This window comes from Veillonella parvula (assembly GCF_001553335.1).
In the GTDB taxonomy this organism is placed as follows: Bacteria; Bacillota; Negativicutes; order Veillonellales; family Veillonellaceae; genus Veillonella; species Veillonella parvula_S.
This window is the reverse complement of the sequence record NZ_KQ960791.1, coordinates 231,118-247,659: the sequence shown is the minus strand read 5'-3', so window position 1 is coordinate 247,659 and position 16,542 is coordinate 231,118. Positions and strand designations below refer to the sequence as shown.

Below are 16,542 nucleotides of genomic sequence, written 5' to 3'. Positions count from 1 at the left end.
TCACAAGTCTATATATCTACCGTGTGTATCATTTCAATAATTACTGTTGTGTATTATATCACAATATAGAAAGCATACCTACTATAAAGTCACATCTATATTACATAAATAGTATGAATCTATACTGTAATTCAATTCATCAGTATAATTCCCCACTAATTAGGTTTAGCGTATTTTGCCATACATAAAATGGCTGTTTCCGCGCCATCAAGAGCAGCACTCATAATTCCCCCTGCATAGCCAGCCCCTTCACCCATAGGATAGAAGCCTCCTACAGTAGGAGAAATACGTTCTTCATTGCGTCCCATACGAAGCGGTGCAGAGGTGCGCGTTTCAACGCCTGTCATACACACCGCAGGATTATCGAATCCACGGATACGACGGCCCCAGTATGGCAAGGCCCGCTCTAATACGGATGTGACGAACGGTGGCAAGCAATCATGTAAATCGCAATTCACGACACCTGGCTCGTAGCTATATATACTATTTTGTACACTGGGTGCTTGTGAAAGCCCTAAAAACTGCCCTACTGTTTGTGCAGGTGCATGGAAATTAGATCCGCCCAACTCATAGGCCTTTTGTTCCCATTCTCGTTGGAATGCAACGCCATCTAATGGATGAGTACCAAAGTCATCTGGACCTACGTTAACCACGATAGCACTATTAGCAACACCGCTGTTCCGAGCGTATAAGCTCATGCCATTTACGACAACGCCACCTTCTTCAGAGGCAGATGCTACTACTTGACCTCCTGGGCACATACAGAAGCTATATGCAGTACGGCCTGATTCTTTATCGTGGTATACGAGAGAATATTCTGCTGCGCCGAGACCCAAGCTAGATGGTTCCACGCCATATTGGGACTCATCGATTACAGCTTGATCATGTTCAATACGAACACCGATAGCAAAGGGTTTTGCCGTCATTTCCACATTGCGTTTATGAAGCATCTCGTACGTATCACGTGCACTGTGGCCTACTCCAGATAAAACAACAGTGGTTTCGATGCGATCACTACCATTAACTTCAACGCCTACAATACGGTCATTTTCAATAAACAAATCTGTTACCTTCGCACCGAAGCGGACTTCACCACCCCATTCGATGATGCGTTCACGCATGGCTTTTACCATAGTACGCAATTTATCTGTACCTACGTGAGGTTTATGTTTATATAATATTTCTTCAGGCGCACCAAACTCAACAAAGTATTTAGATATCTCATGTAAACGCGGATGGGTAATGCGAGTTGTCAACTTACCATCGGAAAAAGTTCCTGCGCCACCTTCCCCAAATTGTACGTTGGATTCAGGTTTAAATACGCCTTCCTTCCAAAATGTTTCTACATCATGACTACGTGTATCTACATCTTGACCGCGTTCAAGTACGATGGGACGATAGCCTTCACGAGCTAAATAAAAGGCTGCAAGCATCCCTGCTGGCCCAAAACCCATAACAACAGGACGATGTACTAATGGTACATGTCCATAAACAATAGGTTCTGGATCTTCTGCAGTAAATACAGATACATCCTTTTCTTTACCGAGTTTTTTCATGATTTGAGCTTCGTTATGAACCTCAACAAACAAGGTATATACAAAAACAATATTTGGCTTCTTACGAGCATCTACGGCACGTCGAACAACGTGAATCGTTTCAATAGCACCACGTAATGGGGGATATTTCTTTTCTACAATATCTTTGATATCCGACTTAACCGTAACAGCCACGCGGAGATTTATTATTCTAATCATATCTTTCCTATTAAAGCCTCCCTTTTAGGCGAGCCTACTTCTTTAATCTTTGACCAAAATTCTTTACCACTTGATCTGTAAGAAAATAGTCATACATCTTTATTATACAACACTACCATAAAAGCTAATATATAAATCATAAAAAGACCCTAATAGAGAAATATTCACTCTATTAGGGTCTTTGTCGCAAGATTTCAAAGCCTCACAAAAAACTTATCATCCATTAAGTACTTTCTTTTGTATTTCTACTTTCACCCGTACCGTTGTGGTATTGCTATTAACTCCATTCGGTAATACTAAATTATAGTTACCCTGTACAGTTTCAGTAGCACCCGATACATCGATAGGTTCCGTTTGTATTTCTGTAACGGAATCAATCATTTCTTCACGACCTGTAACTGTTAGTTGCGTTGGTGTAGCAGACGTGGATTTAACTTCATAACCTTCTGCTACTGTACCAACAGTCGGAACAGTAATAGGAACCGCCTTTTCTTTACGTAATAAGTTGAGTTCGTATTGTGCTTGGCCTTGGTTTGGATTAATATGTACATCCAGTACATTACCTACCGTATCCCAAGCTTCTAAAGTACTAACAGCGCTAAAATTCTTCGTTTGACCAGCCACATTGACTTTCATCACAACCTTGCTCACTGCATTAACTTGTTGCTTACGACCAGAAACAGTTACCTCTTTCGGCACAATCGTTACCGATTTCAAAGCAATATCATCAGAGAACTTGCCGATTGGAACTATTTCAACAGGAATCGTTTTCTCTGCATATTCATCAACATTGATGATGATGTTATCTGGTTTAACCTCCACAAGATTCATCCCTGCCGGAGGCGTAAAATTAATAGTTACATTATTTTGACCTGGTTTTACACCAGATGCATCAATATAAGCCCGTAAATTATCTGATTTTATAGACATAATGGTATCACGTGGACCAGCCAGAACAACACGGACCACATCTGGTGCATCTTCTATGATATAGCCAGAATTGAGATTTTGAACCTGAACAGGTATTGTATAGGTTACTTCCATCACAGGGTTCTGATCGCGCATAATAAAGAACCACATGACGATAGCCGCTAGCAAGGATAATAATTTAGCAGGCCAATTGCGTTTCAAATGAATCATCATTTATTTGCCCTCCATTTCCACATACTAGTAATGGTTTGACGAGGGCGTTCCATAAAGGTGCGCAATGCCTCTTTAATTTGATCCTCTGGTAAATGGCGATAAATATGACCGCCATATGTATAAGAAATGGTCCCTGTTTCCTCACTGACAACGACTACAACAGCGTCAGTTTGCTCAGACAAGCCAATAGCTGCACGGTGACGTGTACCTAGTTCAGTACTCAATGTGCGGTCCTCAGTCAACGGCAACAAGCAGCCCGCTGCACGGATTCGCCCATCACGAATAATCAAGGCCCCATCATGAAGCGGTGTACTAGGAACAAAGATATTTTTAATCAACTCGCGACTCAATACAGCATCGATAAGAATACCAGTATCTACAAAGTCATTAAGACCTACTTCACGTTCAAAAACGATAAGTGCCCCAGTATGTTCACGAGACATAACGCGAGCCGCAGCCATCACTTCATTAATGGCCATATCCATTTCTTCTTCGTTTACATTTTGTGCCTTGCTGAAGATTCGTCCACGCCCCAATTGTTCTAGAGCACGACGCAATTCTGGTTGGAATACAACGGGTAACGCAAAGAGAAGAACGGTCATACTTTGTTGCAAAATCCAGTTGATAACGTATAGATTTAACAGATGACTTAATAAATTTAAAATTGCCAACATAACGAGACCTTTTAAAAGAGAAACGGCCCGTGTATCTTTAAGCAATTTATATAAATAGTAAATACCAATAGCAACGATTATGATATCAACGATATCAAGAAGCCTAAAGGTATGTATAAGTGCGTCAATATGCATAAAAATAGCTCCTTATACAAAATAATAAGGTACAATCAATTCTTTGACTGTACCTTATATTTTAACTCATTTTGAGAGTACTGTAAATTTATAAACAAACGCTGAATGAGATTTTTATTAGATGTTTTGTGTTTCAATCCAAACATCCATTTGGCCCCCACAAACCATGCCTTCTTTAACAGCTACGTCATCATCGAGATGAACATCGATACGACGGTGAGCTTCTTTTTTATTCAAAGAGTCCACCGCACTTAGGCGGATTTCATTTTCCGCACGTCCGCCGCCGATAGTACCAAAAATAGATCCATCAGGAAATACAACCATAGATGTACCAGCTTTACGAGGTGTGGATCCACAGGTATATAAAATAGTGGCTACTGCTAAGGTTTCGTTTTTACGTTCACTAAGGTATTCAATAAACTCACGATTCATGGATCACTCTACCTTTCCGCAATGAGCCGCCTTTTTTTCCACGCACCACTGCCAAATATTCACTAACGATAGATAATGCAATTTCCTCAGGCGTTTGAGCTCCTAAATCTAGCCCAATAGGCGCATATACCATATCTAACTCATCTTGAGTCCATCCCTGCTCACGCAACACTTCAAAGGCGTGATGGATGCGTTTTTGGCTACCCATAACGCCCATATAGGTAGGCAAGTACCCTCGTAATTGTTCTAAGCATATATTATCGTACTCATGAGCACGTGTCACAATGATAAAACCAGTATATTCATCAAGAGGTAAATCGTTCTTGAAGTTTTCTAAAGGTAAGCATTTACGTATGACACGTTCATCAAAGAATTCAGGAACTACATATTCTGGACGGTCATCTACGACTGTAACACGACATCCAATAAACAACAGCAAATCTGTAATAGCTCGGCTAACATGACCTGCGCCTAATACGAGAACTGACGGATCATTTTCTACAGGTTGTACGAAACACTCCATTTCGCCTACCATGCATAGAGAATTTAGCTTTGCTTTATCTACAGTAAACCCTTCAATAGGAGTTCCGTATAGAACCCTTCCATCTTCAGCATAAATAGTCTTATCCCCTTGACGAGGACCGGATAGAACAGTAACCATCACAGTAGTTTCAGTAACCTGTAGACGATCTTTCATCACATCATAAATTGTTTCCATCTAGATTCCTTTCATAATCCCAAGCGGTAACAGCCTCTAATACACCTCCACCGACAGCAAGGGATTTATCTGAAATACTATAGCAATGAGACTCTTCACAACGAGCATCCACATCAGCCAACTTAAAATGATCTGATACGATGAGCCCACTTTTTAAAATGCCTCGTAGAATACCTGTAATTTTCGCTCTTACTGGTTCTTCATCAACATAACCAATTACTTCATTAGCTTGTACAGAATCCCCAATATGACGTTTTGCTGTAAATAGTCCAGCCTTTGGAGAATGAATAACACGCTCATGAGTGTAGCCACCTACATTTCCAGGGATACCCGTATTAGGTTGAGCTGGTCCATCATAGATACAGCGACCTAATGAATGACCACGCATCGTTTCAATGACTACATCTACATCTTCTCCAGCAATAAATCCAGGGCCCACACCGATAACGAGATCTGCATCATCCCGTTTTGTACCAAGATTCTTTTTACTCAAAATAGCATCGACTACAATCTCTGGTTTTAAAGTGTCCAATAATTCCTCATATGAGCTAGTGACAACGGGGATGATTTCCTGTGCCAATGTATCCTTCACTTCACTAAGAGACACATGACGAGCAACAAAACGTTCCAAAATCATTTCTCCACGATGAACCGCATTACCGTAACATACTTCGCGGCGAATCATGGTAGGAATCGCTATTTCACTAATTACAACGGGATAGCCCGCCCGTCTCAATCTATATACAGCGCCGGAAGCAATGTCTCCGCCTCCACGCATGAGTACCAATGGTTTCATAATGCCTCACTTTCACGATGTTTCAAACGCTCAAAATCATCGGGTGTATCGATATCGTCGCCAATATCATCACTAATCCATAATTTCACGACATGGGCTTTACCATCACCATGAATAATGGTCTTCCCCCCTTGATCCCCTTGAATCTGTTGTAAATAATCAAACCAATGAGAACCAAAGAGAACGGGATTTCCCGAGTGATAATTTGCCCCATAATGTGGAACGACGATAGTTTTCGGATGAAAGTTTTCATTAAACGCACGAATGACCTCGTGTACAACAGCACTCGTCAAAAGTGGTTGATCTCCTACTGAACAGAGAATACCGTCTAGCGGTATAGGCGCCGTATTCACCAAATGATGTACTCCCAACGCTATGGATACGCCTTGCCCCAGTTCAGGATGGTCATTTCGAAGGGCTTCAAAACCATAGCTTGTGACAATAGGTTCTAGTTTCTCATGATCATCACCAGTAACTGCCACAAAAGGTAGCTTACACGATACAGTAGAAGCTACCTGTCCACCCCATCCACCTTGAAGAGCCCCACAGACCGCATCTAGAACAGTCTTGCCACGCCAGGGTAAGAGCTGCTTATTACATCCCATACGCTTGGATTGCCCTCCCACAAGGAGGACAATGCCAATATGCAAAGGATGATGGTCTATGGGGTCTCTCATGGGACTAAAAGCGGTGTTACAATTTGCTTTCACATTAGTCATGAGTACCTACCGACATTGAATAATGCGACGGATTTCACAACTTGCTTTGTATCCATCAGCCAAAATGATAGCCGAAATATCGCTATCAACAATATGATCAATAAAATCATCGATAATGCGATGTTGCACTGTTTCATAACCAGTACAGAATAGTATTTTCTTACCTTTACTGTATTGGAATAAACCTTGCCTATGCAAAACAAGATCAGCCAACATACGAGGAGTTACAATAGCCCCCATATCGCGTTTTACAATATCTTGAACCAGCTCGATATTATGTACGTGTTCATCATCTAACGGGGCCCCTAGCATTTGTAGATTCACGAGGCCAATCGTAGTCTTTGTAAGAGATGGAATGACAGGTTCGGTCGTCTTAGGTGCCTTGAGCCATTTTTCCTTCGCCCCATCTGCTTCTACAACAATTTGCCAATTGGGATGTAACTTGGATAAACCATCGATAAGATCACAATCTAAGGAGTCTACTTTTGTTCCTGTAATTCCAGCGAACCACGCACCACAATAGCCATGTAAAAGTCGGTCAGTACAATACTCATCAGCTTCATTAATATTATGAGTATAAATCGGTTCATAATGAGCCACCTGAGACTCATAAAGTCGAGTCGTAGTCGTAACTACGATGGGCTGACCTTTCAGCCGTCCATATTCTACTAGTTTTGAAAGCACAGTCGTTTTACCGCCTGCCCCAACAAGGGCAACGATTCCCGGCTGAATCAATCGATTCCAATAGGATGTTTGTGATGTCATAGAACCAGGCCTCCTTAGAAAGTAAAAAGAACTAGAAATCTCTATACTTTATATTTCTCGTCCATAGCCATAAATACCTTCTCAGGTGTCATAGGTAATGTACGAATATCCGCACCAACTGCATTTTTAATGGCATGTTGAATAGCAGGGCACCCCGTATTGATGACAACCTCACCAATAGATTTTGCTCCGAAACCACCTGTAGGCTCGTAAGATTCTACAAAGTCTGTATGTAATTCACCAATATCCTGACGGGTTGGGATTTTATAAGTCATAAGATTGTTTGTTTCCAAACGACCATTGTTGGAATAGCGTACATCTTCATATAAAGCCATGCCGATAGCTTGTACCACACCACCCTCAACTTGAACGCGAGCCAATTTAGGGTTGATAACCGTACCACAATCAACACAAGAATAGAAATGAAGAGGAATAACCTTACCTGTTTGTTTATCTACCTTCACCTCAGCAATAGATGCCATAAATGGAGGTGGGGACGTATGACTGCCCCATGTAGCAAAACCAGACAATTGCTCCGCATTAACACCAACTAATAATTTTGGTGCCAATTGATGGATATCCATTGTTTTAGCACCATCTTTTGTGGTAGCTACAACGCCGTCAAAGTCAACGTTTTCAACGTCGGTTTCAAAGAATTGAGCGAATTTAGCAATAATCTTAGTGCGCAATTCTTCTGCTGCCATCTTAGCAGCAGTACCTGTTACATAGGTTGTACTAGATGCGTAGGACCCTGGATCGAATGGTACGATATCTGTATCTGATTCAATAACAGTCATATATTCCATAGGACAGCCGATTACTTCACAGGCCATTTGAGTCAATACGGTATTAGACCCCATGCCCATATCAGAAGACCCAGTATACAATGTATAATTACCATCGTCACCAAGGCGAATTTCAACAGACGCCACATCGATATTTGCGACACCAGAGCCTTGTAATGCTAAAGCCATGCCAAGTCCACCGCGATAGCGCTCATCGATATCCCAAGAATGAGGGCGTTCATCCCAACGAGCCATTTCTTTTACGCGATTTACGGTATCTTGGAAAAGACCAGAATCAAGATATTCATCTGGAGCATATACTAAGCTTTGTTCACCTTCCGCTATTAAGTTCTTCTGACGTAACTCAGCTGGATCAATCCCCATCTTATCAGCTAACTGGTTTACTGCACATTCTAATGGCCACAATGCTTCTGTTGCACCATACCCACGGAAAGCACCACCAGGAGTTTGGTTAGTATACACACCCTCTGTACCATAATGAACAGCAGTCGCTTTGTTGTACAAAGGTACAGATTTATGTTCGCCAGCCGTTGTAGTAGTGAAGCAATGAGTTGCATGTGCACCAGCGGCTGTGATGGAGTCCATATCAATAACTTTAATAATGCCATCTTTTGTAGCACCTACACGGATTTTCCATTCACGAGCATGACGTGTAGTAGAGCAAGTTTGTGCTTCTGTACGATCGTATAAGAGATAACAAGGTTTTTTCAATGTCCACGCTACAAAGGCCGTCATAATTTCTGTACAAGCCGTTTGTTTAGAGCCGAAACCGCCGCCGATACGAGGTTTAATAACACGGACTTTTGTGGCCGGAATACCGAGTGCACGAGCGATGTGACGACGTACATGGAATACGATTTGCGTAGAGGATACGATAACTACACGACCTAGCGCATCTATATATCCAAAGCTTTGGAATGGTTCCATCGCTGTTTGGCGTGTGGCCTGGTCAAAATATGTACCTTCTGCCACGTAATCACATTTAGCAAGTTCTGCTTCCACATCTCCTACCCGTTTGTGATAGGATACGCAAATATTACGTTTGTAATCTTGACCTACAGGGATATTGTTATGAATATCATCTTCAGGATGTACTATAGTTTCATGATCGATAGCAGTGTGCATATCAAGTACAGGTTTCTGTACTTCGTATTCAACTTTGATAAGCGGCATTGCTTTAAGCGCTGTAGCTTCATCTTTTGCTACGATAAGAGCTACTTCGTCTCCAACATAGCGAACTACAGGGTCCAAAATGAGCGCATCATAAGCGGATGGCTCTGGATATGTTTGGCCTGCTAATGTGAATCGCGTATTAGGCACATCTTCATAAGTAAAAATAGCTTCTACGCCAGGAATCAATTTAGCTTTAGATGTATCAATAGATTTGATGCGCGCCTGAGCATGAGGGCTACGAAGAGCCTTAATAACGAGCGCATCTTTGGGAACAAAATCGCCAGTATAAGACGGTTTACCAGACAAAATACCTTTGGAGTCAACTTTGTCATAGGATTTTCCAATATGCTTATTCATCATTATAGGCCTCCTTCTAAGAATTTACGAACTCCTCGAAGTTGTGATTCATAACCAGTACAGCGACACAAGTTACCTATGAGGTATTCGCGAATCTCATCATCGCTAGCCTTTGGATTTTTGCGTTTCAAATTAATAGCACTCATCATCATGCCAGTTGTACAAAAACCACACTGATCTGCGCCTTCACTTGCGATACAAGCCGCTAATAATTCAGCTTCCTCTTGTAAGCCTTCTAATGTAGTAATTTTATGGCCTGGCGCACGAAATGTAGGGTATGCACAGGACAAAATAATTTCGTCATCCACCCATACAGTGCAAAGGCCACAGTTTGTAGTGTCACAGCCACAGCGGACACTGTAATAGCCAAGATTACGCAATGTATCTAGCAACATCTCATCAGTTGGCACATTAACAGTTACATTTTTGTTATTAATATTAAGTACGAGTTCCATTATTGTGCCACCTCCTTAGCTAAGCGTTGAACCATTGCTTTTACCATTTCCATGCGATATTCTTTGGACGCATGAGAGTTAGATTGATACACCAGTTCTTCAGATGCCAATTGACCTGCCTCTTTTGCGGCAGATAATCCTTTTTCTGAAAGCAAGGCACTTGCTTTAACAGCTAATTGAGGTACACCAGGTCTTGTACCGATATACAATTCAACCCCTTTTTCATCATGGCGAAGAGCACCTGTCAATAACGGGAAATCACCACGAGAAATGCGAAGGGCTTCAACAGCTACAGGTACATCTACCTTAGGGATGCGAATCTCCATGAGAATATCACGTTCTCTATATGCCATATAATCTTGCATGGACATACGACCGCCTTTGAAGGTAACGATGTCTGCATGCACTGCCAATAGCGCAGGGATGATATCAGAGAAGCCAAACTTACTTGCTACAGAACCGCCCATGGTAGCAGTATTTCTAAATTGAACGCCAAGAATCTCCTTAACGCCTTTAACTACGGCACCGCCGCAGAATTGTTGTAAAGGCTCAAAGCGTTCCACATCTCCTTGTGTCGCCATAGCGCCAATTACAAACTCCTTATCTTCTTCACGAACATAACGCAAATCAAGACTCGCCATATCAATCACTGATGGCCAAGTACGTCGTCCTAGACGCAGCCAACAGCCGCCTGCTAGCATAGGAGCAGTTTTGTTCTTTGTGGCTAATTCATAAGCCTCTTCCACCGTCTTCGGTTGTAATACTTTCATAAATGCTAACATAATCTGTCCTCTCAATGGTATACTAATACTAACAGAATTACGGTGCTAACTATAAAAATACAGTTCTCACCAAACTACAAACTTAACAAAAAACTATAAAATCTCGTGCATTTCTTATACTTTTATTTTACCAATTATTTACCACTAAATCTACGATGAAAGATATAAATTTACAGGAAATTTGCAAAGAATTACATATTTATGAATTTGGAATTGCCTCATGGCCACTACCTGAACAGGCCAAAACTATTTTATTTGAAAGCAATCCATGCCCCTTTACTACGGAAGATGTGGAGGCAAGACTACTAGGAACGACTCAGTTTATGCCCAAAAGTGCCATCGTTTGTCTATTCCCGTACCATGTACAACACAAAGGCCATGCCAATCTATCGCGCTATACATGGTCAACAGATTATCACCTGGTCATTAATGAATATTTAGAACGTCTTATTGAAAGATTACAAATAATTGATGACTCGGCTCAGTTCTCCATTCATTGTGACACCTCGCCTTTAGCAGATCGGTACATGGCCTACTTAGCAGGTCTCGGCTTTTACGGAAAGAACAACTGTTTTATCAGCCCTAAATGGGGTTCTTATGTCGTTATTGGTACGATTTTAACAACACTAGAACTCAAACCAAATGCCCCTCTTGAGCAGTCCTGTATAGGATGTAATCGTTGTATTACAGCATGCTTAGGCCAATGTTTGGGCCATGACGAATTTAAATTCGCGACTTGTAAAAGCTACTTAACTCAGAAAAAAGGAGAACTCACCGATGAAGAGGAGCAGATTCTCGCTAAAACACCACTCGTATTTGGTTGTGATGTGTGCCAAGAGGTGTGTCCTCACAACAAAGATATTCCAACTACGCCCATCCCAGAATTCCAACAGATAGAACCGTATATTAATATAGACGAACTAGAAACACTAACGAACAAAGAATTCAAAGCAAAATACGGTCATCGAGCCTTCTCGTGGCGAGGTAAAAAAATACTAATGAGAAATCAAGAGATTATAGATAGAAAAAATAAACTATAATTATTACACGATATGCTGCTAATGGTCACACAAGTAGATTGTCATTAATACTCACATAAGCAAACTGTTACTAATAGGCACATAAGTAGAAGAATCTATAATTACATAAAACTAAAAAAGACGACCTCTGGTCGTCTCTTTTAGTAATTATTTAATTTCGTAATAGTTCAACTCATCCAAACTCTTACCAAGAGCAGGGATATATAATTCAATAAACATATCTACCTCAGGCATATTTAGAGTTTTCAACTTAGCTAAGATAGAATCATGTGCCTCTTTAAACTCATCATTCCCTGCCTTGAGCTCTTTGACGCATTTCATATAGGCTGAAATTGTATCGGCAGCCTTAACGAGAGGCCATTCTGGACTAGTCTCTGCATCAACAAGTATAGGCTTATAAACAGATTGTAACCGGTCTGGCAAGGTTGATAGCATTTTTTCTTGCGCCAAAGTTTCAACCTCACCATACAGTTCACGCAACTTTGGATCAAAATACTTGATTGGTGTCGGCATATCTCCTGTAAAGATTTCACTCACCTCATGATACATAGCTATGACAGCTACCTTATTAATATCTACATTTCCACCGAAGTATTCATTTTTTATAGCTCCCAAATTGTGGGCTACCATAGCCACTTCAAGGCTATGTTCTTGAATATTTTCTATTTCCGTATTTCGCATGAGGCTCCATCGATTGATAAAGCGCATGCGTTTTAAAAATGCAAAAAATGAACTCATATATCCCCCATTACACAATAGGTCCTTAAATTACCCCACGAAGTTTAAAGCCATAATCAAGGAATTGTACCGCTTCATCCCAACGATTATCATCGTTTAACATGACTACAATCATAGTATGGCCATTACGTGTGGCAGACGCAATCAAACATTCTCCTGCTGCATTTGTAAAACCTGTTTTCAAGCCATTTGCACCAGGATATTTGTTGCGAATGAAGTGGTTTGTAGTACGAATTGTTTCTGGTGCACGGTTTTGGTACGGCACCTTATAGTAATCATTGGCAACTTTGTCACGGAACATTTGGTATTTCATGCCATATGCGGCAATCATCGCTAAATCACGAGCCGTAGAATGGTGACCCTTTTGTGTTAATCCATGAGGATTCAAGAACACACTATTCTTTGCCCCCGCTTTTGCAGCAATGCGAGTCATATCCTTAGCAAATTTATCCACAGAACCACTTACATTTTCGGCTACTACAACGGCCGCATCATTACCACTAGCAACCATCATACCTTCAAGAACACCTTCCAATGTAATCTGATCGCCTACGCGAACCCCAAGGTTTGATTCTTCCATGCTCGTTGCATAGCTACTTATAGTAGCTAATTCATCAAGCTGTGTGCCCTTTAATTCTAAGGCAGTTAACAAGGTGACCATTTTTGTAGTACTAGCTGGATGCATCCACTTATCTGGGTTCTTTGCAAATAAAATTTCTTTTGTATCTGCATCAATTAGGACTACGGCCTCACCAACAGTAGAAGGAGGTGTAATGTATGCAGCTTGAGCAACACTAGCACCTATAAATATGATTCCTATAAAAGTTATGGCCAATACCAATTTCTTATAAAACATATGAATATTCGTCGTTAAAAGTGTCATCACTCTCGTTCTACCTTCCAGTATCTTAACTTTCAAGACTATCATCTAGTGCTACATTTGTAGTAGTTGCTTTCTTTTTTGTCCCTTTAATTTCACCTGTCGATGTATCTACATTTTGAATATATACTACACGTTGAGGATATGGAATATCGATACCATATTTATCAAAGGCATCTTTTACATCAGACATGATGCTATATTGAACATCGAGAAAATCATTCGACTTAACACGAGCATAAGCAGCAATTCGTACAGAATTATCTCCAAATTCAGAAATACCTATTTCCATATTCTTCGGATTAAGGACACGTTTATCTGCTGCAAAAATATTTTTTAAGATTTTTATTGCCTCATGATGATCATTATTATAACCAATGTCAAACGTAAATGGGATAACCCGTTCTGTAGTATAAACAATGTTAGTTACAGCTTGTGATGTAAGAAGAGAGTTAGGTATGTATACATTCTTTTGATCTTTTGTAGTAATAACTGTATACATAAATTGGATTGATTTAACACTGCCGACTACATCACCCACCTGAATAACGTGACCCGCTCTAAAAGGTTTGAAGATAAGAATTAATAAACCAGATGCTAAGTTAGAAAGGTTATTCTGTAAGGCGAGACCAATACCTAAACCAAAAGCACCAAAAGCAGCTATAAAGGATGTTGTAGGAATACCGATTTGGTTTAAGCAAATCAATACTAACCCTACTAGCAAGGCATAATTAATAATTTGAGTGATAAAGCTCATTGCTGCTGAGTCATAGGAAGCTTTTGTCATAATGCGCACTGCAAAAGCTTTTACCCATTTAATAGCATATCGCCCTATCCAAAATAAAATTAGTGCTAATAAGATATTTCCAGCTTGTGCAAAAAACCAGTCCCTTATTTGAATTAATATATTAGCGTCTTTAAAAAGAAATTCAGAAACAGCACTTAAGAAATTAGCCATAGTAACCATCCATAATATAAATCTATACAATCACAAATATCTATCACAACATAATAGCAATATAATAACGGTAAATATATATGCTATAATTTTACATATGCATTTGCAATACGATAATAAAGATATTATATCGTTATATTCCATATATAACAATCATAAAACTAGGGAGACTTACATGTTCAAAAATCTATACGAAGCACCCCAAGAGCTCGCTACTGGAGGCTATGTAACTAGAGAGTTACACTCCGTTACGGTACACTTTGACGATATCCACTATTCTCTTTCGAGCGGACAATTAAATGGTGGCTATCACCATACGCTAGCGGTACGCAACCAACAGCTAACATATCAAATCGAAACAGAAAAAGATTTACCCGGTGGCTCTGTAGCCGATTATTTGGCTCAAGAATTTGAACATATTGATACTCCTGTTCATTTTAGTACAGCACTTCTCACGTCTGCCACAATGCATCTACACGCCTATGCCAAAGTTGAAGAACATGATACTATTGTGGAAACTATCGTGACTGCAGGCTATGAAAAAACGGCACATCGCGCAGGTACAGGCTATTGTTACGAAGAGCGTGATGGAGACTTCATAGTGCCAGGCACAATCAATATCCTCGTATTTACAAATAAAGCTTTAACAGATAGCGCTATGGTAAAAGCTGTTATGACAATTACCGAAGCAAAAACCGCAGCCCTTCAAGATTGGAATGTTGAAAGCGTACGCCTCCATCCGTTTATTAATGAAGATATTCCTGATGCAATTACAAAAGAACGAAAAACATCTGCCACAGGTACCTCTACAGATGGTATCATTCTCACCATTGATACAAATGGAGATATCTTAACAGATGCTGGTTCCTTTTCACTATTTGGAGACACCTTAGCCAAGGCCGTCTATGTAGGCGTACAAAGAGCACTAGAAAATGCTATCGGCGCTGAATAATCCTATTTTGTAATATACAAAAATATCTAGAATGATACCCCAAAAATTATTATTCAATACCCCACTCATATATGAAAAATATAATACAAATGAAAAACCGCACATCCTAGGCGATCGGAATGTGCGGTTTATTGCATATAAAACTGTTACATATAGTATAATTTTTGAAAATGAATATCAAATTAAAATTTGAGATATTTTCTCAAATTTTTCAAATTAATTATTAGATTCAAAGAATTATTATGTTTCATATGTTCCATGAGTATTATGTGCCTTTAATATTCATGGAAGAATTGTTGTAACTTTTTAAGATTTTTAGTTTTTGTAAGCCCTAGCATCAATAAAATACGCGCTTTTTGTGGACTTAAAGTATCACATACTAGATAGTTTGCCAGTGCATCTTGTGGCACTGCAGATACCATACCACTACCGGTACGAGAAGCACGTACCGTTGGAAACTTTGTATTCTGTGTGATTTGACGTACGTTTTGTGGGATTGTACCATGACCAAGACCTGTTAAAATTAAACCGTCAGGATTTGTAGCAACTACACTCATAGGCACCATATCATCCATACCACCATAGCAGGTCATTATAACTACACGAGGTAACTCAGACAATTTACTCACATCAAATACAGAGTCTTGAGTATGACGTCGAGTAGACACTTTATAATAGTGGGCAACACCATCTTGTACAATACCAAGATGCCCCACTAATGGACTATCAAAAGTCGCTACATTAGTAGTGTTGCATTTAGATACATCCCTTGCCCCATCAATGTAGCCATTTAATACGACTATCACACCTTTACCTACAGACGATGGTGTTCTCGCTACTTGGATTGCTTGCAATAAATTAATTGGCCCGTCTGCACTAATAGCACCAGCAGGTCTCATAGATCCAGTAATAACAATTGGCTTGTCTGTATGAACTGTCAGATTCAGAAAATATGCTGTCTCCTCCATGCTATCTGTGCCGTGAGTAATGACAACACCACCGATATCCTCTCGATTAACCAATTTTTGCACCAACTTAGAAAGTTCTAACCAGTGATTTACGGTAATATCGGAGCTTTCAATATTACTAAACTGAGTATATGTATAAGGACCATACGGTTTTGTGCCAGGTACAGAGGCTAAAATTTCGTCAAGGCCTAATACCCCTGCCGTATAACCTGTTAAATCCGTATTTGAAGTACCTTTTCCAGCAATAGTTCCTCCAGTACCAATCAAAGCGATTTTTGTCTCCATATTGCCTCCACT

At 40.2% G+C, this 16,542-nt stretch carries 17 protein-coding genes; 2 read left to right on the top strand and 15 right to left on the bottom strand.

Features of this window, described 5'->3' with window-relative positions:
• Positions 1 to 155: 155 nt before the first annotated feature.
• The 11 genes from HMPREF1865_RS04990 to HMPREF1865_RS04940 form a co-directional block, all read right to left on the bottom strand.
• Complete coding sequence (locus HMPREF1865_RS04990; protein ID WP_060919409.1) at positions 156 to 1,754, bottom strand: NAD(P)/FAD-dependent oxidoreductase; 1,599 nt, start codon at positions 1,752 to 1,754, stop codon at positions 156 to 158.
• A gap of 216 nt (positions 1,755 to 1,970) precedes the next feature.
• The gene (locus tag HMPREF1865_RS04985) at positions 1,971 to 2,897 is read right to left on the bottom strand and encodes a CdaR family protein (RefSeq protein WP_060919408.1); all 927 of its coding nucleotides are present in this window, start codon (positions 2,895 to 2,897) and stop codon (positions 1,971 to 1,973) included.
• The gene (gene cdaA, locus HMPREF1865_RS04980) at positions 2,894 to 3,706 is read right to left on the bottom strand and encodes a diadenylate cyclase CdaA (protein ID WP_004697909.1); all 813 of its coding nucleotides are present in this window, start codon (positions 3,704 to 3,706) and stop codon (positions 2,894 to 2,896) included. Before cdaA ends, HMPREF1865_RS04985 begins: the two co-directional genes overlap by 4 nt.
• 117 nt (positions 3,707 to 3,823) lie before the next feature.
• Positions 3,824 to 4,138, bottom strand: a complete 315-nt coding sequence (locus HMPREF1865_RS04975; RefSeq protein WP_004693881.1) for an XdhC family protein — start codon at positions 4,136 to 4,138, stop codon at positions 3,824 to 3,826.
• The gene (locus HMPREF1865_RS04970) at positions 4,128 to 4,856 is read right to left on the bottom strand and encodes an XdhC family protein (RefSeq protein ID WP_008602931.1); all 729 of its coding nucleotides are present in this window, start codon (positions 4,854 to 4,856) and stop codon (positions 4,128 to 4,130) included. Before HMPREF1865_RS04970 ends, HMPREF1865_RS04975 begins: the two co-directional genes overlap by 11 nt.
• Entirely contained in the window at positions 4,840 to 5,652 is an 813-nt protein-coding gene (gene yqeB / locus HMPREF1865_RS04965) for a selenium-dependent molybdenum cofactor biosynthesis protein YqeB (protein ID WP_008602932.1), read from the bottom strand. Before yqeB ends, HMPREF1865_RS04970 begins: the two co-directional genes overlap by 17 nt.
• On the bottom strand, positions 5,649 to 6,371 hold the full coding sequence (locus HMPREF1865_RS04960) for a nucleotidyltransferase family protein (protein ID WP_060919407.1): 723 nt from the start codon (positions 6,369 to 6,371) through the stop codon (positions 5,649 to 5,651). The genes yqeB and HMPREF1865_RS04960 overlap by 4 nt, the downstream gene beginning before the upstream one ends.
• Positions 6,372 to 6,377: 6 nt before the next feature.
• On the bottom strand, positions 6,378 to 7,136 hold the full coding sequence (gene yqeC, locus HMPREF1865_RS04955; RefSeq protein WP_060919406.1) for a selenium cofactor biosynthesis protein YqeC: 759 nt from the start codon (positions 7,134 to 7,136) through the stop codon (positions 6,378 to 6,380).
• A 41-nt stretch (positions 7,137 to 7,177) separates the two neighbouring features.
• A complete protein-coding gene (locus HMPREF1865_RS04950) occupies positions 7,178 to 9,475 on the bottom strand; it encodes a xanthine dehydrogenase family protein molybdopterin-binding subunit (RefSeq protein WP_060919405.1) in 2,298 nt (765 codons plus the stop codon).
• A complete protein-coding gene (locus tag HMPREF1865_RS04945; RefSeq protein WP_004693892.1) occupies positions 9,475 to 9,927 on the bottom strand; it encodes a (2Fe-2S)-binding protein in 453 nt (150 codons plus the stop codon). Before HMPREF1865_RS04945 ends, HMPREF1865_RS04950 begins: the two co-directional genes overlap by 1 nt.
• The gene (locus HMPREF1865_RS04940) at positions 9,927 to 10,709 is read right to left on the bottom strand and encodes an FAD binding domain-containing protein (RefSeq protein ID WP_004693894.1); all 783 of its coding nucleotides are present in this window, start codon (positions 10,707 to 10,709) and stop codon (positions 9,927 to 9,929) included. The genes HMPREF1865_RS04945 and HMPREF1865_RS04940 overlap by 1 nt, the downstream gene beginning before the upstream one ends.
• Before the next feature lie 155 nt (positions 10,710 to 10,864).
• Between HMPREF1865_RS04940 and HMPREF1865_RS04935 the strand changes: the two genes are divergently transcribed.
• Positions 10,865 to 11,749: an epoxyqueuosine reductase gene (locus HMPREF1865_RS04935; protein ID WP_008715359.1), complete on the top strand. Its 885-nt coding sequence runs from the start codon at positions 10,865 to 10,867 to the stop codon at positions 11,747 to 11,749.
• A gap of 147 nt (positions 11,750 to 11,896) precedes the next feature.
• Here HMPREF1865_RS04935 and yfbR read toward each other — a convergent pair whose 3' ends face one another.
• From yfbR to HMPREF1865_RS04920, 3 genes are read right to left on the bottom strand one after another with little or no spacing between them, the layout of a single operon-like run.
• Positions 11,897 to 12,487, bottom strand: a complete 591-nt coding sequence (gene yfbR, locus HMPREF1865_RS04930) for a 5'-deoxynucleotidase (protein WP_038125773.1) — start codon at positions 12,485 to 12,487, stop codon at positions 11,897 to 11,899.
• Between the two features lie 25 nt (positions 12,488 to 12,512).
• A complete protein-coding gene (locus tag HMPREF1865_RS04925) occupies positions 12,513 to 13,370 on the bottom strand; it encodes a D-alanyl-D-alanine carboxypeptidase family protein (RefSeq protein ID WP_050756202.1) in 858 nt (285 codons plus the stop codon).
• A gap of 25 nt (positions 13,371 to 13,395) precedes the next feature.
• On the bottom strand, positions 13,396 to 14,325 hold the full coding sequence (locus HMPREF1865_RS04920) for a mechanosensitive ion channel family protein (RefSeq protein WP_008602951.1): 930 nt from the start codon (positions 14,323 to 14,325) through the stop codon (positions 13,396 to 13,398).
• A gap of 175 nt (positions 14,326 to 14,500) precedes the next feature.
• On the opposite strand from HMPREF1865_RS04920, the gene HMPREF1865_RS04915 reads away from it, so the two are divergent.
• Positions 14,501 to 15,277, top strand: coding sequence for an adenosylcobinamide amidohydrolase (locus HMPREF1865_RS04915; RefSeq protein WP_004697710.1), 777 nt, complete (start codon positions 14,501 to 14,503; stop codon positions 15,275 to 15,277).
• Positions 15,278 to 15,552: 275 nt separating this feature from the next.
• Here the strand turns inward: HMPREF1865_RS04915 and HMPREF1865_RS04910 are convergent, their stop codons facing one another.
• Positions 15,553 to 16,530, bottom strand: coding sequence for an asparaginase (locus HMPREF1865_RS04910; protein ID WP_060919404.1), 978 nt, complete (start codon positions 16,528 to 16,530; stop codon positions 15,553 to 15,555).
• Positions 16,531 to 16,542: the final 12 nt, after the last annotated feature.